This window comes from Schaalia vaccimaxillae DSM 15804, assembly GCF_000420425.1.
In the GTDB taxonomy this organism is placed as follows: Bacteria; Actinomycetota; Actinomycetes; order Actinomycetales; family Actinomycetaceae; genus Pauljensenia; species Pauljensenia vaccimaxillae.
The window spans coordinates 14,816-40,461 of sequence record NZ_ATUX01000011.1 but is presented as its reverse complement, the minus strand read 5'-3'; the positions used below and the strand labels follow the sequence as shown (position 1 = coordinate 40,461).

Below are 25,646 nucleotides of genomic sequence, written 5' to 3'. Positions count from 1 at the left end.
AAGGAGACACCCGTGAACACCAACCTGACGCGTACCGCTGCCGCTTTCATTGCTATCGGCACACTCGCCCTCGCAGGATGCTCAAACAACACGGAAACAACTTCATCAGGGGCAACCACCGCCTCAGGCGATGCAGGTACCAGTGATGGCTACACCGTCGGCCTAGTCATGATCCACGGTGATGAATACTTCCACAACATCGAACTGGGCTTAACCGAAGCCGTTAAGACTGACGGTGGCAAAGTCGTTGCCGTAAATTCCAACAACGATCCTGGCACTGAGGCACAGGTTGTCCAAAACCTTATCCAGTCCGACGTTGACGCCATCCTCATCCAGCCGGTCGCAGCCGATTCCTCCATCGCCACAATGCGACAAGTGAAAGACGCAGGCATTGCATTGGTGTGCTACGGCAACTGCACCGACGCCGCCACCTCTCCTGACCTTGTCGACGGTGTTGTCCAGTCCGACAATACGGCCTTGGGCGTCCAGACGGGCGAACTCGCAGCCCAATACATCAAAGATGAAATGGGCGGCAAAGCTAAGATCGGCATCCTCAACTGCGACACAGCAGCCGAGACCTGCAAACTGCGTAAAGCTGGATTTATCGAAACGATCGAAGCAGAAGGCCTCGATGTTGAGTTTGTTGCCGACCAAGAGGGATACCTAGCTGACAAGGCCACTACCACTGGCACCAACATGCTGTCCTCGAATGCCGATATCAACCTCGTCTGGGCATCAAACGAGGGCGGAACCGTCGGCCTCGTAACAGCGGTCGGCCAGTCCGGTCGTGAAATCGCGGTATTCGGTACAGATATGACCGAACAATTGGCAGGTTTCGTCAAGAACGGTGCACTCAAAGCCGCTACCGGTCAGGACCCCCAAGGTACCGCCGCCAAGGCCTATGAGCTAGCTAAGAACGCCATCGCGGGCATGCAAAACGATCCCTTCGAGATTCTCATTCCAGGTATCACCTACGACTCCAAAGATCTAACAACCATCGACCAGTACCTGGCGTCGAAGAAGTGACATCGTGAGGTGGCCCGGGCTCCCTAAGCAAGCACCGGGCCACCGATGCTCAAAAGTCAAAGCAGAAAACAGGTGACCCTCTATGACTGAGCCCCCCATTCTGGAGTGCATCTCCCTTTCAAAGACCTACCCACAAGTCCGAGCCCTCCAGCAGGTCTCAATGACAGTTCGACGAGGCGAGATCCGCGCACTCCTAGGTAAGAACGGCGCGGGCAAATCCACCCTCGTCAAACTCATTGCGGGTATTGAACGTCCCGACGATAACGGCAAAATGCTTCTGGACGGCAAAGAGGTGTCATGGGCAAACACCCACGAAGCCCAGAAGGGTGGAGTCGCGGTCGTACACCAAGAGTTTTCGCTCGTTCCTGAGCTGTCAATCGCTGAAAACATCACATTGGGCAGATGGCCTAAGAAGCAAGGCCGCATCGATCGTAAGGAAATGTACAGTCTTGCAGGACAAGCAACCTCTCGCATGAAGCTTGACCTACCTCTGTCAACACCGGTGTCAAGACTTTCGACTGCACAACAACAGCTTGTCGAGATCTCGAAGGCGCTACTGGATCAACCCCAGGTTCTCATTCTTGACGAACCTACATCCGCGTTGAATACAACTGAGGTGGACCGTCTACTCACCCTCGTGAAATCCTTGGCGGCTGAGGGGGTTGCGATCATTTACGTTTCCCACCGCATGCGAGAAATACCTATCGTTGCGGATACCTTGACAGTTCTGCGCGACGGCAAAGAGGTAGCAACTCACCGGGTTGACGAAGTCACTACAGACGAGGTTGCAGCCCTCATTTCAGGATCATCAACAGCTACCCCAAGTGCTGGAATTTTTGCCAATAGAGGCAACATTGATGGACCCGAAGTCTTAGCAATTGAAAACCTCAGCATCCCCGACATTCTGGAAGATATTTCCATCCAGCTTCACAAGGGAGAAGTTCTAGGTCTCGCAGGCCTCCTGGGCTCGGGACGAACCGAACTACTTCAATCTGTATTTGGCCTGCGCAAAGACTCAATCGGAAAAGTTATCGTCAACGGCAAAGCCATGACGAAACGTAATCCGCGCACCATGCTCGATGCGGGAGTTGCCTACACCTCAGAGGACCGCAAAGCGGCCGGAATTATTCCTTTACTTGGGGTGGGAGAAAACCTCATGCTCTCGGCGCGCAAACGGGTCCTGCCCGGTCCTTTCATTAAGAAAAAGGACGAGGCGCGCGTCATCAACGACATGATCGCCAAACTTCGCATTGCCACCGCAGGCGGACAGCAGGCAATTGGAACTCTGTCGGGCGGTAACCAACAAAAGGGCGTTATTGGGCGTTGCCTAGCTGGGCAGATGAAGATTCTGCTTCTGGACGAGCCAACTCGCGGAGTTGATATTGACGCCAAACGCCAGATCTACGCACTGATTCGCGAGCTGGCCTCCCAAGGCGTGTCCTCCATCTTCGTGTCATCTGAACTCGAAGAACTTGCACAAGTATGCGACCGCGTCCTCGTCATTCGAGATGGACGCATCTGCGAAGAAATCAACGGAACCGAAGCGACCAGCGAGAGGCTTCTCGCCCGCGCCATGCAGGGAACAGAAAGCAACCAAAATGACTGAGACAAAGACCAACCCTATTTCCCCAGCAGACGAACGCTACGCATCTAAAGGCTCTGCCTTCAAGCGCTTCCTGCACTGGGAGGAGACCGGGCTACTTGCGGTCATCGCGATCGCGTTCATTCTGCTTTCTGTGTTCGCCGATAACTTCCTGACAGCCTCCAACCTGCTCAACATTCTTCAGCAGGCTGCATTCTTCGGCATCGTTGCTTTCACAATGACCCTCGTGATCGTGTCAGGAGAGATCGACGTGTCGGTCGGTTCTCAGGCTGCTCTCACATCATCGATCGTTGGGTATATGGTGGCGAACATGGGAATCCCCATGTGGGCAGCATGCCTGGTTGCCATCGTCGTTGCGATCTTTTTCGGAGCTTTCGTCGGATGGATCCGCCACGTATTCAATGTGCCCACTTTCATCGGGACCCTCGCCCTGTATCTGTCGCTTCGCGGTGCTGCTTACCTCATCACCAACACATTCCCCATCCCGCTGGACTCCGGCGAATTCTTCTACTGGGGTTCAGGCAAGATCTTTGGCACCATTCCCGTTGCTGCGATCTACTTCGTCATCGCCTTCGTGATCGTTGCCTACATCGCGCGCTCTACCGTCTTCGGTCGTTCGGTGTACGCCATCGGCGGTAACGCAAAAGCCTCCGAGGTTTCGGGTATCAACGTCATGCGAGTGCGAATTGCTGTCATGGGCTTTTCTGGATTTGCTGCAGCCATTACCGGCCTGCTTCAAACAGCTCAGCTTTCATCGGGTAACTCCACCATCACTGTTGGTCTTGAATTCGACGCCATCGCTGCCGCAGTCATCGGTGGCACCGCAATGTCAGGTGGCAAGGGGTCAGTGGTCGGCACGCTCTTCGGTGTACTTTTCGTGGCAATCCTGCTCAACGGCATGGTGTTGCTGGGAATGAATACCTACTGGCAACAGGTTGTGCGTGGAGGCTTGGTCCTGTTTGCAGTCATGTTCAACACGATCCGTTCACGTCGCAACGCCAAAGCTTGATCAAGGAGACAACCATGAACTCGCTGATCGGAACTCCTGGTTCCAACCTCATTAAGGATGACGCCCACATTGAATGGCTTCGGGAGGAACGCAGGCGCCTGCTGGATTTCTATCAACCCAACGTTTGCGATCCTGAAGGTGGCTACAACTACCTCGACGCCACGGGTGAACCCCTTGCTGATCAGGGCAAGCAACTGTGGACCAGTGCCCGAATGCTCCACTGTTTCTCGCTGGCACACATGCTCGGGCGCGAGGGCGCTGCCCGGATCGTCGAACATGGTCTGGACTATTTCCTGACTGGGGTTGGCCGCGATCATAAGTACGGTGGCTGGTTTGCCACTGTGGGTGGTCGCAATCCCTCAGATCGCAAGGAACTTTACGGACAAGCTCATGTGCTGCTCGCTGCGTCCTCGGCGCTTCAGGCGGGTTTCGAACGAGGACGAGAGCTCATTGACGCTGCCTTGGACGTGATCAATCGGCACTATTGGCGCGATGCAGAGGGCCGCTGCGTCGAGGCTTTCGACCGGACTTTTACCGAGTTGGACCCCTATCGCGGCCAGAACGCCAATATGCATTTAACCGAAGCCTTCTTGGCAGCGTACGAGGCAACGGGCGACGAGGTTTTATTGGAGCGAGCTGTGCGCATTGGCGAGCACATCGCCGGTGATGCGGCCGCCAACGAGGACGGGGCCTGGCGCCTGTGTGAGCACTTCGCCGAAGACTGGACGCCACTACTGGAGTACAACGTTGACGATCCACGTCACCCCTTCCGCCCCTACGGATCTCAGCCAGGACACTGGCTGGAGTGGGCCAAGCTCATGATGCAGATGAGGGGCCTGGGTGTCGATGTCGACTGGTTGCTACCGGCGGCTGCAAACCTGTTTAAGGGAGCCATGGTGGAAGGCTGGCAGCCCGGGGGCGGATTCGTATACACCGTGGGCTGGGACGGCGCTCCTATCGTTGAGGAACGATTCTTCTGGGAGCCGGCCGAGGGCGTAGGCGCTGCCCGTTTCTTGTACGCGGCGACAGGCGATTGCTCTTACGCCGACGACTACCGGACAATCTGGCAGTACGCCGCTGATCATTTCAGGGATCTTCAGGGTGGTTCATGGTTCCCCGAGTTGAATGCCGCTAATGAGCCGGTGTCGATTACGTGGGAGGGTAAGCCGGATTTGTATCACGCTTTCCAGGCCACAATGTATGCCGAAATGCCCGCGCATCTTGGGATTGCGGCGTGGGCAAAAACGCAGCAGAGCTAAAACCTAACGGGGTGCCTTTCGATCCGCGACGGAACTGAAAGGCACCCCTCCCCATCTTTTTGCACTACGATAGGACATAAATACTTGTCCCTCGAAAGGTCACACCGTGGTTTCCATTCAGGTCGCAGGTCACGTCTGTGTCGATCTCACCCCCCAGCTTCACTCGGATCGCTTCGGCGTACCGGGCGAGCTCACAGAAGTCGGGCCCATCGAAATCCGAACCGGCGGCACCCTCTCCAACTGTGCACGCGCAGTCAAGGCCCTGGACACCGAAGTCTTCCTCTCAGGCATGGTCGGTAACGACGAACTTGGCAGTATCTGTCGCAACAAGTTAGACCAGGAACACCCCGGCCACGTCGAACTCGCCATCCATCCAACGGCGGCGACCTCGTACTCGGTGGTGGTCCGTCCTCCCGGACTGGACCGTTCTTTCTGGCACCACACGGGAGCAAACGACGAATTCCGCGGCGAAACCACCGTCCAACCCGAAACGATCCTCCACTTCGGCTACCCCACTCTTTGCCCAGGAATGTGCGAGGACGACGGCTCCCCCATTGTTGATCTCTTTACGAGGGCGCACGCGGCGGGCTGTGCAACCTCCCTTGACTTGGCTTACCTTGCAGAAAACTCTCCCCTTCAAAAGATTGACTGGGCCGCTCTCTTTACCCACTGCCTGCCACAAACCGATGTCTTCTGTCCATCATGGGACGACATTGCCTCGTGCATACCCAAGGTAGACGCCTCCTTTGATCCTGCAAGAATCGAAGCCCAAGCACACCAATTCCTCAACATGGGCGCTGGCATTGTCCTGATCACCGTCGGAAAAAACGGAGCCTACTTGGCCACCGGATCAAACCAACGACTCCAAGCTCTGGCTAAATTGACTGGAATTGATGCCAAGGAATGGGCCAACCAAACTGTTTGGCACGAGGCCGTGCCCGTTGAAAAAAACACGAGTGACGCTTTGGACACCAACGGCGCAGGCGACACTTTCAAAGCCGCATTCCTCGTGGCACTGACCAAGCGAGCGTCCGCACATCAGGCAGTCGCTTACGCCTCCCATGTTGTGGCTCGCAAGCTCATCCGACAGCCGATGAATATTGATATCGAGGAGTTCTAAAAGATGCCGCATGTTGTTTCCTTTGGCGCGGGTAACGTTGGTCGCGGGTTCATCGGTGACATTTTTGCGGGATCAGGATGGCGAATCACATTCCTAGATGTCGCCCCCGCAATTGTTGATTCGCTGCACTCCGAAGGCTCGTATATTCACGAAACTGTTTCCAATGATGGCGTCGTGTCACGCACCATCACGGGTGTTGATGCCCGGTATTCAAATGACCAGGATGCGGTAGATCAGCTGATCACCGACGCAGACTTCATTACCACCTCGGTTGGTGCGCGGGTCCTGGCTCTCATTGCACCGGCACTAGCCCTCGGACTGGCTGCACGCTGGCAAGCCGGTAAGGGACCCATCGACATCCTTCTGTGCGAGAACCTGCATGGGGCCGCTGGAATCGTGCGTGACCTGCTACTTGAACATCTGCCCAAAAATTTCCATGCCGATATTGATGTTCGGCTGGGGCTTGCCGAAACCTCCATTGGTCGGATGATCCCAGCGACGCTCCCTCTCAACGGGCAGCCAGCCACTTTGATCCGAGTGGAGCCGTACCGTCAGCTCCCATACGACGCGACTGCGCTGCGCGCCGCCGAACCTCAGGTTCACGGGTTGCATCCCGTGCGTGACATTCCTTTCGACTTTTACACCGATCGCAAACTGTTCATCCATAACATGGGCCACTGCACCTGCGCCTATCTGGGTGAAATCCTGGGGTATGAGTACATCTGGCAGGCCATTGCAGACCCTCGGATTCGTTCAATTGTCAAAGCTGCGATGGGACAGTCCGCCCTCGCCCTCGCTGCCCGTTATTCAGCTGATCGAACGGCAGTTGAACTGCATATCGATGATCTTCTAGCTCGTTTTGGTAACAGGGAACTCGGCGATACCACTGAGCGCGTGGGACGCGACCCAATCCGTAAACTTGCAGCGGATGACCGTCTATTGGGCGCCTACCGGCTCGCGCAGTCGGAGGGCACGCCATTGGAGTACCTGTCTTTGGCTGCAGCGCTGGGCACGCGCAAACTGGCTAGCGAGGACGGGTGGGGCCTCGACAGGGCCACGGCATACGTCGAGGAAATACTCTTCGGAGGAATCGGGAACCAGGCTCCGACAGCAGAGGGCAAGGTCGAAGCCTCGTCGATGAATTACGCCGAGGCGGCCCGCACTCTGTACCACGATCAGGTATCGGCACTAGCCAAGGGCTTGGACTGGGATCGACAAATGGAACTGATTGACGCCTCACCTTTGCGCGGCGACATTATCTAAGACCACATTTTTTGCGCAGCAAAACCTAAAATGGCCTGGCTTCCTTTAGTTTCTCCACCGAGAGCAGACCTTATGCACAAAAATCAGCCAAAAATGGGCCTGAAATGACCATAAGGTCTGCTCTCGGCGAAGGTAGAGGCACCCCACACCTCACCCCTTGGTGGCCCCACCCGCCAGGCCCGCAACAATGTAACGCTGCAGAGCGATGAAAATCGCCAGCACCGGCGTAGCAATCAGCGTCGCCACTGCCATCAACTGGTTCCAATTCGTCCCATACTGCCCAATCAAGCGGTTAAGCGCCACAGTCAACGGCTGAATTTCCTGCTGCGTCGACAGGGTGAGGGCAAAAGTAAACTCACCCCACGCCATAAGAAACGCAAACGACCCGATCATCACAACACCCGGGCGGATCGTCGGAATGATGATCCGGATAATCGTACTGATAGAGCCTAGGCCGTCAAGTTTGGCCGCTTCCTCCACCTCATAGGGAAACTGCTTGAAGTACGGGCGCAAGAGGATCACTGCGAAGGGTAATGTCACCGATAGGTCCGCAATGATGATCGACACGTAGGTGTTGATGAGCTCCATCTGACGGAACATCACGAACATTGGGATCGAGATAGCGATCGCCGGAAGCAATTGAACCACCGTCAGCAACACCATCATCGACGTCGACACAACATCACGGAAACGAGCGACAGCGTACGCCGCAGGTACAGCGACAACAAGGGTCAGCACCAGCGTCCCCAAAGCAATGACAAAAGAGTTACCCAAGGCCGTCCACACGCCGTACTCGAGCGAGAACGCCGACCGGTATGAATCGAGGGCCACCGAGTGCGGCACCAAATGAGGCGGGCTCGCGAAGGTCTCCGCCCTATCTTTGAGCGACGTTGTCACCATCCAGTAGACAGGGAACAGATAGACCGCCGCTATCAACCAGGCGAAACCCGACTTGACCATGCGGGTGCTCCGTTCACGCTTCTCCCGAGCCGACAGAGCAAGTGTCGGGCGCGTCGATGCGTCTCGCTTACGGGTCTGGGCAACGCTCATCGGTCCTCCTCCTTCAAGCTGCGCACGTAGAACCACGACAGGATCAGCGGCAGCACGAGCGTCAACGTCGAAGCGGCAGCACCGTTGCCAAACTCGAAGACTTTGAAGGTCTCCAGGTAGGTGTAGACCGGCAGGGTAGTCGTGGCCGACACTGGCCCGCCCTTAGTCATCGTATAGATCAAGTCGAACACCTTGTACGTGTTGATGACGCCCAGCAACAGCACAGACACGATAACCGGGCGCATCAGCGGGCACGTGATCGACGTAAACTGGCGCCACCAGCCCGCACCGTCCACCTGGGCGGCCTCATACAACGACTCATCAATGGTGTGCAGGCCCGATAGCAGCAGGAGCATGTTGAAGGGGATGCCGACCCACAGGTTCGCGATGATCACCGCAACCATCGACGTCACCGACCCGGTCAGCCACGTCACGGGCGCATCCACAATCCCCGCGAGCATGAGGAAGTGGTTGAGCACGCCGTAATCAGAATCGAAGATCCATTTGAAGATCGTGCCGGTAACCACCGGCGGCAGAATCCAACCAACCAGTAGTAGCGCTCTGATGACGCCGTTGCCGGGGAAGGGCTTGCGGAAGAACAAGGCCAGCGCATAGCCGATAACGAATTGCAACACCAGGCAGGAAACTGTAAACACAACCGACAGGCGCACACCGTTCCAGAACTCTGGATCGGCGACCACAGCCCGATAGTTATCGATGCCCGAGGGCGAAAAGTCACCTGAAATGAGATTCGCCCCATTGGCTTCGCTCAGCGAGATCCACACGTTGTAGACCAGCGGGGCGAGCAGGAACACGCAGATATACACCAGCGCCGGGGCGGACAGGGCGAGGCCCAGGATCCGGGCGCGACGCTGCGCTCCCGAATCCCAGGCCCCATTGCACGTGCGACTCACTTGTCTGACTCCAGCAGCGGCGCAATCGTCGCGGCGGCCTTCTTTGCGGCTTCGGCGGGAGTGGACGCGCCGGTTAAAGCTTCCTGGACAGACAGCTGAACGGCCTCGGACACCTTCGCATACTCTTTGCCGTAGGCGCGCGCGTGGGCGACAGCTAGTTGATCTTCAAAGACTTTGAGATTGGGATCAGCGGAGAGCTTGAGCTTGCCAGCCAGATCTGGGCGGGCGGATAGCTGGCCGGATTCGTCGCAGTAGATTTTTGCGCCCTCGGCGCTGGTGAGGAACTGGGCGAGCTTGATCGCGCCCTCGGAGTGCTTGGCCTGCTCCATGACGACGACGTTCTCGCCACCCAGGCCGGTGGCTGCCTCGACACCCTTGGGCAGCGGGGCGACACCCCATTCAAAGTCAACATCGGACAGGTTCTGCAGCTCCCACGGGCCGTTCATCATCATTGCCACCTTGCCGGCGGTGAACTGAGTGCGAGCATCTTCTTGCGAGTAATTTGTGACTGCAGAGGACATCGCCCCATCGTCAATCATCGATTTGAGGTAGGTCAGAGCCTCGGCACCGGAGGCCTCGTAGTCGGTAAGATCACCCCCGGTCTGCCAAACGAAGGGCAGAACCTGGAAGGTTCCCTGCTCATTCTTAACCGCGGAGATTGCTAGACCAGATACGTCACCGGAGGCGGTAGCCTTGGCAGTCGCAGCTAATTCATCCCAGGTCGTAGGAATCTTGACGCCCGCTGCGTCCAGGAGGGTCTTATTGTAGAAAAGGCCGAGGTTGTTCGAGTTCAGAGGCAACCCATAGGTCTTACCATCCATCTGGGTTGATGTCCACGGACCAGGGTGGAACTGTTTGGCCTCATTTCCGGCAACATCGGTCATGTCTTTGAGCAATCCGAGGGCAGCGAAGTTCTGGTTATCAACGACATCGACAACAGCAAGATCAGGAACCTCACCGCCAACGCCACCCTGCACGATCGATTTAGCGAGATCACCGTACGCGAAGGACGTGCGCTTGACCTCGTATCCGGGGTTGGCCTTCTCAAATGCCGCAACAGCAGCCTCCATCGCGGTGTTGGAGACTCCCTGCCCCAGATAGTCCCACATCTGGATGGTCACAGTGCCACCGTCGGCGGAGGTTGACGGATCGGTGGATCCGCCTGAGCACGCACTCATACCAAGAGCGAGGGCGGTGATAGCTCCGAGGGCGGTAACACCCTTGAAGCCTCGGTGAATAGTGGTGGACATGTGTCTACTCCTTCGTAGTTGTGATGGTGATATTGCAGGGTTCAAACGCGATTGATGCAGTCCTCACATGGGGATGTTGGAACCGGTGCGTACGAGCACTGGAATCCGTTCGAGGGGAGCGTCAACGGTGATCGTCTGCCCGCCTTCATGGACGAGGCCGGTTACAGGGTCACGCCAGGAGGAACCTGCGGGCAGGTAGACCTCAGCTTCAACCTGCCCGGCGCGAGTGATCGGGCGCACCAAGAGGTCAGGTCCAAAGAGGTATTGGTCCGGGGTATTCCACGCGCGAGGATCGTCTGGATATTCGACGAAGAGTGGCCGCATCGGAGGGATGCCAGTGCGAGCGGCTTCTTCCATGAGGGAGTCGATATAGGGGCGTAGACGTTCACGCAGGCGGATGTAATCGGCGGCGATTTCGAAAGCCGTATCCCCGTAGGACCAGATCTCATTGGGGCCACCGGGGCTGACAGCACCTTCGGCCTCGCGCGGCTCACGATGCCCATGCAGGCGGAATAGAGGGCAGAAGGTCCCGAATTCAAACCACCGAATGAACAACTCCTGGTAAGCGGGGTCCTCAGGGTCACCTCCATGGAAACCTCCAATATCAGAGGTCCACCACGGAATACCGGAGATAGCAATAGATTGCCCGGCGGTCACTTGTTGACGCAGCGCCTCCCAAGTGGGGGCGATGTCCCCAGACCAGACGGCGGCGCCGTAGCGGGCCTGACCAGCCCATGCAGAGCGGCACAGCAGAACAGTTTCAGGAGTGCCAGCCTGGCGCATTCCTTCGAAGAATCCTTTGGCATTGTCGCGTGGATATGTGTTGTTGACAGCCAGGCCTGGACCAGCCCAGTAGGAGAGATTCCCAGGGTGGCCAGGGTTAAGTTCCGGCTCGCAGGCATCAAGCCAGAACACACGTACACCTAGGTCATGGTAGTTACGTTTGATCTTGTCCCAGACATAGGCGCGGGCATCGGGGTTAGTCGCGTCGTAGAAAGCAACCGGAAGTGGGGTTGGCATCCCCTTGTCTTTGAACTTCTGGTGGAACTCAACGCCGTTCTCGGTAGCGACGAGGTAACCACGTTCACGCAGTTCGTCATAGTTCTCCGACAGGGGTGAAACGGTGGGCCAGACAGAAACCATCAGGCGTGTGCCCATCTCGTCGAGTTCAGTAATCATCGCCTTGGGGTCGGGATACTCGGCCTCGTCGAAGCGGAAGTCACCCATAGCAGGCCAATGGATAAAGTCTGTGACAATAACAGAAAGGGGCAGGTCGAGGTCGCGGTAACGTCGAGCGACGTCGAGGAGTTCCTCTTGGGACATGTAGCGCAGACGGGACTGCCAGAATCCCGTGGCCCAGTGGGGAAGTACAGGCGCATGCCCAACAACATCCGTATAGCGGGAGAGAATATCGCGCGGTGTTGGGGCCAGACATACCCAGTAGTCAATGAGTTCGGTTCCCTGGCCGACCCATCGCGTCGAATCCTTCGAGAACTCGACGCGACCGACCGCCGGATTGTTCCACAGCAATCCGTATCCGCGGTCGGAGAGAACAAAGGGAATCGAGACTTCTCCGTTGCGCTGAATGAGGTCGAGGACGAGACCCTTGTGGTCGAGATGTTCGTGGGCGTGCTGACCGAGGCCGTAGAAGCGTTCGTCGGGATCAGAGGCAAAGACCTGGTGGACTTCGACTCCACCCGAGCCGCTCGGGTAGACGCCGTGGGAGCCGGGCCACCAGAAGTGCTCAGGAGCCTCGGTGAGGACAGGATTTCCATCCCGCAGGAAGGTCAGGTGTGTACGAGGATTACCCGCACCTGAGTCAAGAATGAGATCGACTCCAACTCTCCCAGCGCGCATACGTATGCGATCTGTTGATTGTTCAATCTCCACCGCAACAGGATGAGGCCGATCAACAAGAGCTCCATGATCGGGCCGATCGAGAGTATGGCGTGAGACGCGAACGCGCACCGCGTCGGCCCCCCATGTCTCAACCCGCATAATTTGATGCTCAAAGCGCACCTCGAATCCGGTTTCGCAGATGGTGACATCACGCATCGACAAACTCCTCAGCAGATAAACGCATACGTATGCGCATTAGCGAACGACTTGGCAACACTGCCTGAAATCGGGAGAACGCGATTAGAATAAGACGATCCTCGTCGAGCAGTCAACGATACCGGACCATGCCAGCACGAAAACCCACCAGCCACGACGTCGCCAGACTTGCTGGCGTCTCCCAAACGACCGTCTCATACGTGATGAGCGGTCGACGCAGCGTCGCCCCCGAAACCGAAAGACGCGTCCTCGACGCTATGACCGAACTCGGATACCAGCCGAACTCCGGAGCACGTGCCCTACGATCCAATCGTTCCAATCTCATTGCGATCGCCGTGCCCTACCATGCCGGAGCAGACCCGGCCGCTCAGCATCGCTTCATCGTTTCCCTCGCCGCCCGCGCACGTGCGCACGACTACGACCTTCTCCTGGTCACCGCAGACGAAGGCACCGCAGGACTACGCCGCGTCATTGATACAGCTCTGTGCGATGGCCTTCTCATCATGGAGGTTACCCAGGATGACCCACGCACGGCGGTCGTCTGCCAGTCCAACACGCCTGCTGTCTTCATCGGACTACCCGGCAATGACGATCCCGTTATTGCCGTCGACTCGGACTACTCCTTCGCCGCCCGTGAAGCCGTTAACGCCCTAACCCACACCGGACACAAGCGCATCACCTTCCTACGTCCGGGCGATTCGTCACTCACCGACCTGAATTTTCTCGTCCGCTTTGCCAACGCCGTACATGAACAAGCGGAGCTGCACGGTATCGATCTGGTGGAGCACACAGTTGATGTGTCCTACCGACATATCATGGACAGCCTCAAAACCCTCTCCCCAGACATCGGCGACTCCCTACTCCTGGCTCCGCTCGTCCCCGTTGATGACTGGTGCAATGCCCTGCGCAGCCGCGGCCTCATACCCGGCCAAGATGTATCCGTCATCGCCAGTTCGTGGGACAAGGTTCGCTCCCACAGTATCGATCAACCCACCCACTTTGACATGAGGCCCGAGGCGTTGACAGCACGTGCGATCGACCTACTGCTTGAGCGCTTGGACTCACCCGCACCACAAGAACCCAGCTACCACCTCATCGCCCCAGCCTTCCACGAAGGTACAACCCTGCGCCAACCTGATTAGTCAGTCCAACCAAGCAGCCAGTCGCTCTCGGTTTCACTCTGTCCCCCCTTTGCGTCGAGAGCAGACCTTATGCGCAAAAATCAGTTAAAAATGGGCTTAAAATAACCATAAGGTCTGCTCTCGGCGATGAGAAAAGGCGGTCGAAGCATCCAGCAAGGCTCAGTCAGAGCGTTTAGCAACTACCGTCGCCGTGACCAACGCCAACATACCCGCTATCGGCAGTACCACAAGGGCGGAGATCAACGACGTTCTCTCCACAAGGAAACCAACGACAGGCGGCGCACACAGGAACGCCAGACGCCCCAGCCAGCTAACAATCGTTAATCCCTGACCCGGTTTCAAGCCCGGAATATCATCAGCTGCATTCATCGCGATCGGTACAGTCGACGCACAGCCGAAACCTGCCATGGCAAAACCGATGAGTGTGGTCGGTACCGTCTGAACAAGCACCGCCAAACCCATACCCACGGTGATCAGACCACCGCCAACGAACAATGTGTTACGGGCACCGATCGCCTCCATCATTCGATCCGCCGTCAGCCTGCCTACTGCCTGGGACGCAAGCGCGAGGACGTACGCCGACCCTGCCACGCCACCAACCGCACCAAGGGCATCACGCATATACAACGTCGCCCACGTCTGGGCACCGTCCTCGACGAGCATCCCAGCGATAGTCAGCAGAGTCAACGCTGTGACGACGAAAATGGGCTGGATTCTTGCAGTCCTTACTCGGATGTCGATTACTTCTGCGGTAGGTGCGGAGCCAGCTCCGGCCATCACGGTCACAGGATCGGGTTGGCCATCGGCAGGATCGTTCCCAGGCAGGCAAAAACGTAGCGCGACCTGTCCAACGACCATGAAGACGAGGGCGGCTGCGATCAGGTGCCACTGCAAGGGGATTGCGAGAGCAGTTGCCGCGGAACCGATAAGTCCACCCATGACGCACCCAATCGACCATCCCGCATGGAAGGAGTTAATGACTGGTCTACCGATGACCCGTTGGACGCGCAGACCATGGGCGTTCTGGCCGACATCGGTAACGGCATCTGCGCCTCCAGCGCAGAAGAAACCAAGCATGAAGAGTGCCTGTGCGGCAACGGCAACTCCAGTTGTTCCAGTGTCGGCACCTATGCTGTGACGCCATGCCGTCATAATTCCCACAAGGATCAGCATGAGGCCAATGCCGGTAGTCCCCCATGCCGCAGTCCTAGCCGAACCAATCCGTCGGATGACCCACCCAGCAAGGGGTCCTGCCGTCATCGCACCCGCAGGGAAGCATGCAATGGTTAAACCGTAAATAGGATCGGACAAACCGAAAATATCTTTGACTTCAGGATACCTAGGGACCAGATTGGCGAAAAGCGCTCCGTTCGTCAGAAAGAGGACAAATACTGCAATCCTCGCCCGACGCACGCGTGTGCGAATGTTGGGCATGAAACAAATTCTCCGGTTGATGGTCGTCGCTTCTAAACGCTGGTCACTGCATATTACAAATCCTCAACGGCAGATTTGGCCTTTTATCGCGGCAGGTATTGCCGATCAGACGTTAAGCCTTCAGATTACTCACGCTTAACCGAAAGCTTTCCTTTCTAAGATTCCAAGAAATCTCTTCAAAATTCTCATGAAATATGTTGATTCAACCACTTTTTCTGTTATTCTTCTGCGAATGTCAACACCGGCAGATGATCGATGATCAACGATGATCTTGAGGAGAAACGCCATGACCGCTCCAAGAAAGTTGGAATCCGGCCCGCTCGTGGTGGCCGTAGACTCATCCACCCAGTCCACAAAAGCAATCATTGTCGATGCTTCGGGCACCATCTGGGCTATGGCGAAACGCCCGATTCCGCTACAAACCCCCGCAATGGACTTCTACGAACACGACCCAAGACTCTGGTGGGAAACCACCCACGATACGATCGGCGAGGTCCTCGCCACCCTGACCCAGAAAGACCGAGACCGCGTCGAGGCCATCGGCCTAACCCACCAACGCGAGAGCTTCGCTCCCTTCACTGCAGACGGCCAACCCTTAGGTCCCGGTATTCTCTGGCTTGACGGTCGTGCAGTGGACCAAATCGCAAAATACGGCAGCGCCCACATCCACAAGCTCTCCGGCAAACCCGCAGGTGTCACCCCAGCAATCTACAAAATGGCTTGGGTTGCAAAGAACAAGCCCGAACGCTTTGAAAAAGCCGACAAAATCGTTGATGTCTTGGGATATATCGTCTTTAACCTGACAGGCGAATGGCTCTCATCCACAGCAGCAGCCGACTCCCTCGGCCTCTTTGACGTCAATAACCGCACCTGGTCACCTGAATTACTCGACATTGCCGGGGTTCGCGAAGAACAAATGTCTACCCTCATCGCACCGGCAACACCTATGTCCATTCTGCGCAAAGAGCTGCGCGAAGAGTGGCATCTGACCCGAGATATCCCCATTATTGCGGGACTCGGTGACGGGCAAGCCGCGGGAATCGGCGCTGCAGCCGTTGATCCGGGCGTTGGCTACCTGAATATGGGAACTGCCGTCAATGCTGGCGTCGAATCTACCAGCTACATTTATGACCCCGCTTTCCGCACTCACGTCTCCGGTATCCCTGGCAACTACGTGCTGGAAGTCCTCCAATCCTCGGGCTCGTACCTCGCTGACTGGACGCGCTCTACCTTCATTGACCCGGAGAACCCCAATGCCGACGTGGCCTGGGACAACGAAGCAGCTTCACAGGTAGCCCCCGGCGCAGAAGGCCTGGTGACTCTGCCTTATTGGAACGCGGTCCAGTCGCCTTACTGGGACGCCATGGCCCGTGGTGCCATCATCGGTTGGCGTGGCGTCCACGGACGCTCGCATTTGTACCGCTCCGTCATGGAATCCATCTGCTTTGAAATGCGTCGCAACCTGGACACGATCGAAAACGCATCAGGTGTGCCCATCACCGAACTACGAATTATGGGTGGGGGCACACGCTCACCACTATGGCGTCAGATGATGGCTGACATTGTGGGCCTACCCTTGACCGTCTGTATCGCTGACGAAGTGTCTGCCTTGGGCGCGGCGGTTCTGGCCATGGCTGGAGTTGATGTGCACGCCGGTAAACTGCCTGATGGATCTTCAGATGTGGCTGCTTCAGCAAAGGCAATGGCCACCTTCGGTGAAACTATCGAGCCGAATACCGAGCATGCGGAAACCTACCGTCAGATCGGCGCCGTTCAGGCACGCCTATACCCCGCGCTGAAGGAACTTTTTGCAGAACTCGACACCATCGTTCGCAAGAGCTAATAAGACTGTGAGGCCCGGCTGCGCCTCTAATATTTGTGGCACAGCCGGGCCTTACCTGCGTGACATGCGAGGGGGCCGCCCTCGCGAAACAAAAAGAACCATGGATGAGGGAACTTAGGTGCTGTCCTAGTGCGGGCAGCAAAGAGGACCCAGATATCCCAAGGAATATCGAGGAAGGATAAGGAATGGCAGTCATTACAGTTCTTGGAGCAGGAGCGATGGGTTCCGCCCTGTGCCGTCCCCTCGTGGATTCGGGTTGGGAAGTGAGGCTGTGGGGCACATGGCTCGACGACCATCTCCTTGAAACCGTTGAAAACGGCGATCCACACCCACGAACTGGCGCAATCGTGCCAAAAGAGGTCACGCTGTACCGCTCCTACGCACTGAAAGACGCGCTTGACGGGGCAACAGTAGTGGTCATGTCCGTTGCCTCCGTCGGAGTTCAGCGTGTCACTGAACTCGCTCTCGATAGCATTTCACAGGCAGAGGCGCTCTGGCTGACATCCAAGGGTTTCTACGAGGACGAAGCCGGGCGAATCAGCCTGCTCCCCGATGCGATCCGGACCATCGCTACTCGCAATGGCACCCCCATTCCGCCCATCGTCGCTATCGCAGGACCGGTTAAGGCGAATGAATGCGCCGAGGGTATGCCAACAGCCACTATTTTCGGATGCATCGATGGCGAAACAGCAGCAAAGTACGCCGCAGCAACCACAACGTCGCACTATGCCGTCGCCTCTACCGACGACGAGATCGGCGTCGAAGTGTGCGCACCTATGAAAAACGTCTACGCGATTGCACTGGGCATCGCCGACGGGTTGGAAGAATCCACCGGTATCCCCCACCACAACCTCAAAGCTGCTACTTTCACTCAGGCCGTCGCAGAAATGTCCCGACTTGGAACCGCCCTTGGAGCAAAGCCGCAGACAGCATTCGGTTTGCCAGGCGTCGGCGATCTGGAAGTCACGGGCCTATCCGGACGCAATAAGGTTTTCGGCGTGCGAATCGGTCGAGGGGAAGCCCCGACAGATGCTCTGGCAGAAATGGGTCGACTAGAACAAACCGTCGAGGGGGCATCTGCCTTGCCCCTTGCCCTCAAGCTCGTTGAACAAACCAAGGGGATCACACTCGACGACTTCCCACTGCTTAAGGCCGTCCACCAGATTGTTCGCGGAGACAGCAAGGAAAAAGTCAAGGACATCGTTTCTCGAGCCGTACTACCCCGGACAAGGTGAGGTATTCGAGAAAACTGCTACTCTGCACGTGAAATGCGAAGGGTGGGCACAGGAGTTTTCCGCCCATTGGCGACACCTGTGCCCACCGTTCGCTCTCTCAACGAAGGAAGATCATGGGGAAAAATTCCGCCACGGCGCGAGAAAAACGACACCAGGCCCTCGTTGACTACATCTCCGAAAACGGAAATTCATCAGCAGAGTTGTTAGCTGATGAACTCGGAGTTTCAGTAATGACGATTTACCGGGATATCACTTTTCTTGAGTCCACAGGCTTAGTTCGACGCGAACATGGCAGTGTACAGGTCACGGCCTACACTCTGGCCGAATCATCGGCATTGATGCGATCTGGCCGACACAATTCAGCAAAGTCGCGATTAGCTGCCGCAGCCCTCGACTATGTCCATTCAGGGATGTCAATCGCATTAGATGACTCGACGACATTGATGCACTTGTTTCCCGAAATTAATAATTTAGCGCCACTAACAGTGGTGACAAATTCGCGTTTACTTGCGGATGAAGTTATTCGTTATTCAAAGCTGGAGTTGATTGCGCTGGGCGGGAATTATGTGCGCTGGGCGGATGCGTTTTCGGGGCCGGGAACGGTGACCGCAATGGCGGAATTGCATCCAGATCTGTGCATAATGTCGTCGACAGCTGTCATGGATGGGCAGCTGGCCCATCCTGATCCCATGATGGCAGCCATCAAAAGACAGATGTTGATGTCATCACGTCAACGCATCGTGCTGGTAGATCGATCCAAGTTCACGAAGAGTGCACTGCATCATTTTCATTCATTGAAGAATATCGATGTTGTCATTACTGAAACATCGCTACCGGGGGCGCAAATAGAGGCTCTTCGTGCAGTAGTGCCAGAGGTCGTATTGGTGTAGGTTCCTTCCTCAGATCAATCAGCAGAAACCAAAGCGCCCATTGTTAAGCGACTGCGATCTAGTGCACATGCGGATCCTCGAGACCAACCCCTGCCGAAAACAACTCTTCTGCAGAACACTGTCGAGCAGGAAACACCTGGGGCGGGTAGATGCCTCCACGGCATCCACCCGCCCCAACGCATTCACGCTCCGGAATCTCAGCCCAACAGCGCTATCAACCGGAATTTACGCGCGCATGCGACGATGTCCTACCACCAGAGCACCACCCAAGGCCGCAAGCACCACCCCGAATAGCACCGCACCCGCCGCATTAGCACCGGTCGCCGCCAGCGAACGGCCCCGATCCAGGTCTGACCCAGCTTCGCCAGGAGCACCTGCCAACGAGGCCTTAACGACCGTCAGACCTGTCTCCGCGCTCAGTCCCGATCCATCCTGAACTAGGACAACCCTGTGCCCACCAATAGCCGCATCAGCCGGAATCACGAAGGTGAAGACAACCCGTCCAGTCTCATCAGCGGCTGCCGTGCCGATCACAACAGGATCAGAGTGGAAGGTTGCCACAACATCTTGCCCTGGAGCGAAAGCCGTTCCAGTGATGGTGATCGTCTGACCGTGCTCAACCTCAGTATCGTCTACGACGACTGTCGGCACAGCCACGTCGACCTCGCTAGCCGCTAGTTCCAGGACACCCCAATGGGACGGCGATCGCCAGGAGTTGCCCGTCGGATCGGCCCAATTGCGTACCGAACCACGCTTTCCGGATACACCGTCATTGACCTGGACATCGAAGCCATGAACGGTACCGTCACCACCTCGGTCGAGCAGGTCAATGGCAATCTCAACAACGTATCCCGAGTCATTCTTGACGACCGCGGATGTCACACGCTTCTGCTGGGCGCCGACATCGCCAGTGCCGAAAGTCGTCACGTTGTCGGAGTTGACCCGCAACTGCATATCTGTGTCCTGGTAGGACTGAGCCTTAAGGTTACCCAGGTCGAGGAAAACTTCAACGGAGTCCTGCTCGTGAACTTCGGAGGAGGATACGTCGGGGGTTGAATCAGCGACCTCGAAGAGCAGGTGGAGCGTTGATGACTCGCCGTTCTGCGACCACATCGCCCGCACATCGGCGGAGGCTCCCGATTCGCCCTCGATCTGCTGATCGGTGGACAAACGCAAAGCCCTATCCCACTCGGCATCGATAACACCATCGAGGACCGGAGCGGTCTCAGTCTTGGGGGCTGCGGCTGACTTCAGGTCTTCTGCAAGAATAAGCGCGCCTTGAGCACCTGCACCGTTCCAACCGCCATCGGCGTCACTACCCGCGACTGACACTTCGAAAGGTACTTGGTCCCCAACCTTGAGTCCTGTCATCGGAATTGTCGCCACCGCGTACCATCCACGGTCATCGGATTCAACGCGGACACCTTCCAAACCTTCGACAGAGCCACCGTTGCGGGAGATGACGAAAGAACGATCCTTACTTGAAAGCGTCACAGCATCAGCACTACCGGCATCTGCATCAGTGATATCAACGCGCACAACGACACCCGACGAGTTCCAACGTGCCTGGAAAGAAGCCGAATCGGAAATCTTCGTTGCACGCATCAGCTTCCAAGTACCTGATGTGGCATCGGCTGCATCCGCCGCCCCAAACACTGTCAAAGATTGGGATTCACGTGGGATATTGCCACCGAGAACACCAATATAGGCCCACTTGCCGTCGTAATCATTGTCGAAAAGCAAGGGTGCACCCGAGCAAGTGCGCCACGACTTGTTATCTGCCAAACCCCAGACGGTCACCGAGAAAAGGTTTCCATTCTCGGCCTGCTGAGCCCGGAAGATGTCGAAAGCTGACCGGTAGAAGGCACCCTGACGACGCAAAACATCCTCTGTGACGGGAGAACCGGTTGGAACATCCATTTCGGTCACTGCCTGGACGACCGGCAGTGAATCGAAGTAGTCAAGTGCAGCACCCAGATTGGCGACATTGGTCGACAGCGAAGCGTGGAACTGGTGTCCGACGCCATCAACGGGGACGCCGCGGGCCAGTAGGCGTTCAACGAGGGCACGATAGCGCTGTGTCTTCGTACCCGTGCCTGTACCGTTCTCCGTGTTGTACTCGTTGATGAACAGAGTGACCGGGCGGTCCGATTCGGGGGCAGCGTAGGTAGAGTTGAAAGCCTCATCAGCGTAACGGAACGCCAGGTCAATGAACTCTTCACCGAGAATCTGGTACCAGTAGGAGGTGCGTAGGCCGTTCGACTGAGGGTTCGCACCGTCAGCAATGACCTCATTGACGACATCGAAGGCAACGAGGGGGTTCGTATCAGATCCAAATTTGCCGTAACGATCTGACAGGTACTGAGCAACATTGTTGATATGGGTACGCATCCGGTCACGCGCAATCTGCTGGTGCTCGGGCGAATTGGTTAAGAATTTGCCTTGGTCATCCTGGAAGAACCAGTCCGGAGTCTGGGAATGCCATACGAGGACGTGCCCGTACACACGGTTACCAGTCTGGGCTCCCCAGTCCATGAGAGCGTTGGCCTCAGCATTGTTCGTGACGAACTTCCACGGCTCGTCATACCAGGTCTCAACCTTCATAAAGTTCTCGGGAGTCACTTGGTTGAAGTTGTGGTCGAGAGCAGCACGCGCCTGCGCCTCGTTCACCGCGTACGAAGACACGGCAGCGCCCAATGGGAAGGGCAGAGACTTGTACAAGGACTGCGTGAGATCAACGCCAACCGGCTTTGTCGAAGCTTGTGCCGCCGGGCAGTCACCGGTGTTCCCGGTATCTGCGCCATCATTATCGCCATCTTCGTCAGTTTGATCCCCAGCCACTGCACCGGTCACTCGAACATCATCGAGGTCAAACGAGGCAGTTTCGGACGCAGCTTCGAAGTACAGGGAACCAGATGTGACCCCCGCGCCGACGGTGTACGTTCCACTGAGTTCCATCCAGCCGTCATTGGCTGAAACCTGAGCAACACGAACGTAGTTCTCATTGTTCTCACCCGCAGTGATGAACACATCGGTGGCGGGAGTACCAGGAGCCAAACGCACCCATCCGGACACACGGTAACTCTGTCCAGGAATCAAGTTCCCGATGATCGGCATTTCAACACCGTGCCAGTTGGCTGTACGACCTGACACGACCAGGCCACGTTCGCCCGTACGGGCAGCTTGTGCAGAGACTTTCAGCGAAGCAGAGCCACGCGCATTCCACGGACCGGTGGTGCCATCTTCAAAAGTAGTATTGACGACTGCGCCTTCATCCTGTGCGTTTGCTGCCGGGTCAGCGCCAGGCGCATCAGCAGCATGAACAACGGGGGCTGTCAAGCCGGTCAGGGAGATGACAGCAGCAGCCAAACCGACACCGACGCGTCTCGCGGCACACCACGGGAGGAGTGTCTTCCCCATGAGTTTCCTTTCAATTGGGATTGTCCGACGGCCGCCATGGACGCCGGAGTAGTGCTGAGGGACGGGGTCCCTCAGCACACGTTTTGGATATGCGCATCAGAGCGCAGTCAGACCAGGGCGGGGGACATCAGCCCTTCCGCCCCTGTGCCATTGGGGGATACTGTTCTGGAATGCTCCGGGTTCAGCCGCGTTCGGAAAGAACCTTCGCAGCCTGCTTGGCCGCGCCCAGAGCCACGTATTCGCCCGGCTCAGGCATCTCAACCTTGGCTGCGAGACGCTCTTCGGCCAACGCTTGGACAGCTGAAGACTTGGCTCCACCACCGACCATGAGCACGCGGTCCAGCGGCACACCGAGGGCCCGAACAGCGTCCAGAGCGTAACGCATCAGATCGAGCAAACCCTCAACGGTGGCGCGAGCAACATGTGCCCGATCAGAATTCGCCAGCGTCATACCGGTCAGCTCAGCGGTCGCGTCCGGCAGGTTGGGGGTGCGTTCGCCCTCGAAGTATGGAACGAGCTTGAGGCCTGCGGCATCTTCGACAGAAAGGGCTGCTTCGTCAAACTCGGCGTAGTCCAGGCCCGTCACTCGCATCATGGCATCAACAATGCGCGATGCGTTGAGGGTGCAGGCCAGGGGCAGCCAGTTGCCCGAGGCGTCGGAGAATCCTGTGACCAGACCGGACGGGTCAGCAACCGAGGTGGCGGACACTGCGGCCACGACGCCCGAAGTACCCAGGGATAGCAGAGCAGATCCTGGCTCAAGGTCAACGCCTAGGGCAGACGCAGCGTTGTCACCGGCACCCGGGCCCACGACGATTTCATCCCAGCCTCGCGCGGGGTCACCATGGCCGACCACGTCCCATGGGCCGTAAATCTTCGGCAACACGATGTTTTCTGCGGCGGCCTCGTCAATGTGAAGAGCATCCGCCAAGATATCGCGGCGGTAGGTGGGGGTTTCGCGGGCCATGTATCCGGTGCCTGATGCATCGGAACGATCGGTGGCCAGCGCTTCTAACGAGGGCGATCCCATGATTCGCCAGGTCAGGTAGTCGTGGGGCAGGCAAATGGCGGCAATTCGGGCTGCATTTTCCGGCTCATTGTCTGCAAGCCAACGCAGTTTGGTCACTGTCAACGACGCGACAGGAACAGAACCGGTGGCCTCGGCCCACCATGCAGCGCCCTCGGAACCAGACGAATCGAGACCATCGGTGCCGCGCTCACGGATCAGGTCGCGCGCAGCTTGGGCGGATCGGGTGTCATTCCAAAGCAATGCCGGGCGGATAACATTGCCTTCCTTATCGAGGCAGACCATTCCATGTTGCTGGCCGCCGACCGACAGTGCCGACACATCATCGAGGCCGCCTGCCTGGGCGAGAGCTTCTTCGAATGCATTCCACCATGCCTGGGGATCGACCTCGGTGCCGTCGGGATGTGAGGCTTTGCCTTGACGGACGATAGTTGAAGTCTTGGGATCGTAGATAACGACCTTGCAAGATTGGGTGGATGTGTCGACACCTGCGACGTAGGGACGATTCGCGCTCATGGTCAGCTCCGGAACTTCTTCTTTGAGGTTTCGTGGGGTCTTAATTAATTAAAGATTGTGAGAACCGGGCCAGGGACACGCGTGTTCCTGGCCCGGTTCATCAAGCTGATCAGGTCAGCTGGTCAAGCATTGATCTTCCTCAGACCTCTCGGTATGAGGGCGACTCACGTCAATCTTTCAGGCCTTGGCCAGGGTATCGACGATGTAGTTATTGAGCGTGGCCTTGACAGACTCGAGGTGGTCGGACTTGGTCGCATCCCACAGCTCTTGCTGGGTCTTGTCCAGAGCGTACTCTTCAAGGGAGGCAAGAGTGGCGGTGCCATCCTCGACTGTTGCGCCGATACCCGAGTCGAAGGAACTGTAACGCTCGGCAACAAGGTTGTTGATGTAACCCTCTTCGTGGAGACGAGCGGCTACCAGCAGACCGGCAGCGTAGGAGTCCATACCAACGATGTGGGCGCGGAACAGGTCCTCTTCCGTGAAGGAGGTGCGACGCGGCTTAGCGTCGAAGTTTAGGCCGCCATGGGGGCCGATCTGTCCTTCTGCCAGAACCTCCCACATGACCGCGGTGGTCTCGTACAGATCCGACGGGAACTCGTCAATGTCCCAACCGATAAGCTTGTCACCCTGGTTGGCATCGAGCGAACCAAGCATGCCTGCCTCGCGAGCAACACGGATCTCATGTTGGTAAGTGTGGCCAGCTAGGTTGGCGTGGTTGCCTTCCAGGTTGAGCTTGAACTTATCAGCCAGATCGTAGGTCTGTAGGAAGGCGATCGTGGTGGCAGCGTCGAAGTCGTACTGGTGGCTTGTGGGCTCCTTCGGCTTGGGCTCAAGCATGAACTGAGCGTCCAAGCCGATTTCTTCGGCGTAATCACATGCCATGTGGAAGAAGCGGGCGATATGATCCTGCTCGCGCTTAAGATCTGTGTTCCACAGGTTCTCGTAACCTTCGCGGCCACCCCAGAATACGTAGTTTTCAGCTCCCAGACGCTTAGCGATCTCCAGCGAGTGCTTCACCTGACCGCCCGCGTAAGCAAAGATGTCGGCGAATGGCGAAGTGGCGGCACCGGAAACGAAACGGGGGTTAGTGAACAGCGAGGACGTGTTCCATAGAAGCTTCGCGTTGGAGGTCTTCTGGAACTCTTCAATGCGCTCAACGACCTTGTCCAGATTGGCGTTGGTCTCACGCAGGGTGTCGCCCTCGGGGGCAATATCACGGTCGTGGAAGCAGAAGTACTCGACACCCAGCTTCTCAAAGAATTCGAAAGCGTACTCAACCTTGGCTAGAGCCAGATCCATCGGATCGGTGTAACGATCGAAGGGACGAACAGCCGTGCCGTCGCCAAAGGGGTCAACAAGGCGAGCCTGGAAGGTGTGCCAATAAGCAACACCAAAACGCAGCCAGTCCTTCATCTTCTTGCCAGCAACGACCCGGTCAGCGTCGTAGTAGCGGAAGCCGAGGCCCTGCTCGAGTGAATCGGTGCCGACATATTCGATCTTGTCGACGTTCCAAAGGTCTGCCATGTTGTCTCTCCTCGTTGAACGAACAAATCTGGCAATTTGTTTTGCTATAAAACTTACAGGGGTTTA

At 57.1% G+C, this 25,646-nt stretch carries 18 protein-coding genes; 10 read left to right on the top strand and 8 right to left on the bottom strand.

Annotated elements, in window-relative coordinates:
- Window positions 1-12 precede the first annotated feature (12 nt).
- The 6 genes from G439_RS0109635 to G439_RS0109610 all read left to right on the top strand — a co-directional run bounded on the left by G439_RS0109635 (window position 13) and on the right by G439_RS0109610 (window position 7,280).
- Entirely contained in the window at window positions 13-1,026 is a 1,014-nt protein-coding gene (locus G439_RS0109635) for a substrate-binding domain-containing protein (RefSeq protein ID WP_022868977.1), read from the top strand.
- Window positions 1,027-1,108: 82 nt separating this feature from the next.
- Window positions 1,109-2,632, top strand: a complete 1,524-nt coding sequence (locus G439_RS0109630) for a sugar ABC transporter ATP-binding protein (protein ID WP_022868976.1) — start codon at window positions 1,109-1,111, stop codon at window positions 2,630-2,632.
- Window positions 2,625-3,638: an ABC transporter permease gene (locus tag G439_RS0109625; RefSeq protein ID WP_022868975.1), complete on the top strand. Its 1,014-nt coding sequence runs from the start codon at window positions 2,625-2,627 to the stop codon at window positions 3,636-3,638. Before G439_RS0109630 ends, G439_RS0109625 begins: the two co-directional genes overlap by 8 nt.
- 14 nt (window positions 3,639-3,652) lie before the next feature.
- Window positions 3,653-4,897, top strand: coding sequence for an AGE family epimerase/isomerase (locus G439_RS0109620; RefSeq protein WP_022868974.1), 1,245 nt, complete (start codon window positions 3,653-3,655; stop codon window positions 4,895-4,897).
- 106 nt (window positions 4,898-5,003) lie between these two features.
- On the top strand, window positions 5,004-6,017 hold the full coding sequence (locus G439_RS0109615; protein WP_022868973.1) for a carbohydrate kinase family protein: 1,014 nt from the start codon (window positions 5,004-5,006) through the stop codon (window positions 6,015-6,017).
- Between the two features lie 3 nt (window positions 6,018-6,020).
- Window positions 6,021-7,280: a mannitol dehydrogenase family protein gene (locus G439_RS0109610; RefSeq protein WP_022868972.1), complete on the top strand. Its 1,260-nt coding sequence runs from the start codon at window positions 6,021-6,023 to the stop codon at window positions 7,278-7,280.
- 150 nt (window positions 7,281-7,430) lie between these two features.
- Here the strand turns inward: G439_RS0109610 and G439_RS0109605 are convergent, their stop codons facing one another.
- From G439_RS0109605 to G439_RS0109590, 4 genes are all read right to left on the bottom strand, one after another.
- Entirely contained in the window at window positions 7,431-8,330 is a 900-nt protein-coding gene (locus G439_RS0109605; protein WP_022868971.1) for a carbohydrate ABC transporter permease, read from the bottom strand.
- A complete protein-coding gene (locus G439_RS0109600; protein WP_022868970.1) occupies window positions 8,327-9,244 on the bottom strand; it encodes a carbohydrate ABC transporter permease in 918 nt (305 codons plus the stop codon). The genes G439_RS0109605 and G439_RS0109600 overlap by 4 nt, the downstream gene beginning before the upstream one ends.
- A complete protein-coding gene (locus G439_RS0109595; protein WP_022868969.1) occupies window positions 9,241-10,494 on the bottom strand; it encodes a sugar ABC transporter substrate-binding protein in 1,254 nt (417 codons plus the stop codon). The genes G439_RS0109600 and G439_RS0109595 overlap by 4 nt, the downstream gene beginning before the upstream one ends.
- A gap of 63 nt (window positions 10,495-10,557) precedes the next feature.
- Complete coding sequence (locus tag G439_RS0109590; RefSeq protein ID WP_022868968.1) at window positions 10,558-12,549, bottom strand: glycoside hydrolase family 31 protein; 1,992 nt, start codon at window positions 12,547-12,549, stop codon at window positions 10,558-10,560.
- A gap of 128 nt (window positions 12,550-12,677) precedes the next feature.
- On the opposite strand from G439_RS0109590, the gene G439_RS0109585 reads away from it, so the two are divergent.
- Window positions 12,678-13,691 (top strand): LacI family DNA-binding transcriptional regulator, encoded by a 1,014-nt coding sequence (locus tag G439_RS0109585; protein WP_022868967.1) that lies wholly within the window; start codon window positions 12,678-12,680, stop codon window positions 13,689-13,691.
- Window positions 13,692-13,850: 159 nt separating this feature from the next.
- On the opposite strand, the gene G439_RS0109580 is transcribed toward G439_RS0109585, so the two are convergent.
- Window positions 13,851-15,125 carry an MFS transporter gene (locus G439_RS0109580; protein WP_022868966.1) on the bottom strand — a complete coding sequence of 425 codons (1,275 nt, stop codon included), beginning with the start codon at window positions 15,123-15,125 and terminating at the stop codon, window positions 13,851-13,853.
- 286 nt (window positions 15,126-15,411) lie between these two features.
- Between G439_RS0109580 and G439_RS11855 the strand changes: the two genes are divergently transcribed.
- The 3 genes from G439_RS11855 (at window position 15,412) to G439_RS0109560 (ending at window position 19,093) form a co-directional block, all read left to right on the top strand.
- Window positions 15,412-16,968 carry a xylulokinase gene (locus tag G439_RS11855; protein WP_022868964.1) on the top strand — a complete coding sequence of 519 codons (1,557 nt, stop codon included), beginning with the start codon at window positions 15,412-15,414 and terminating at the stop codon, window positions 16,966-16,968.
- 185 nt (window positions 16,969-17,153) lie between these two features.
- Window positions 17,154-18,203 carry an NAD(P)H-dependent glycerol-3-phosphate dehydrogenase gene (locus G439_RS0109565; RefSeq protein ID WP_022868963.1) on the top strand — a complete coding sequence of 350 codons (1,050 nt, stop codon included), beginning with the start codon at window positions 17,154-17,156 and terminating at the stop codon, window positions 18,201-18,203.
- A 113-nt stretch (window positions 18,204-18,316) separates the two neighbouring features.
- Window positions 18,317-19,093, top strand: coding sequence for a DeoR/GlpR family DNA-binding transcription regulator (locus G439_RS0109560; RefSeq protein ID WP_022868962.1), 777 nt, complete (start codon window positions 18,317-18,319; stop codon window positions 19,091-19,093).
- 225 nt (window positions 19,094-19,318) lie between these two features.
- On the opposite strand, the gene G439_RS0109555 is transcribed toward G439_RS0109560, so the two are convergent.
- The 3 genes from G439_RS0109555 to xylA form a co-directional block, all read right to left on the bottom strand.
- On the bottom strand, window positions 19,319-22,513 hold the full coding sequence (locus G439_RS0109555) for an endo-1,4-beta-xylanase (RefSeq protein WP_022868961.1): 3,195 nt from the start codon (window positions 22,511-22,513) through the stop codon (window positions 19,319-19,321).
- A gap of 181 nt (window positions 22,514-22,694) precedes the next feature.
- Window positions 22,695-24,056, bottom strand: a complete 1,362-nt coding sequence (locus tag G439_RS0109550) for a xylulokinase (protein WP_022868960.1) — start codon at window positions 24,054-24,056, stop codon at window positions 22,695-22,697.
- A 177-nt stretch (window positions 24,057-24,233) separates the two neighbouring features.
- The gene (gene xylA, locus G439_RS0109545; RefSeq protein WP_022868959.1) at window positions 24,234-25,580 is read right to left on the bottom strand and encodes a xylose isomerase; all 1,347 of its coding nucleotides are present in this window, start codon (window positions 25,578-25,580) and stop codon (window positions 24,234-24,236) included.
- Between the last annotated feature and the right edge of the window lie 66 nt (window positions 25,581-25,646).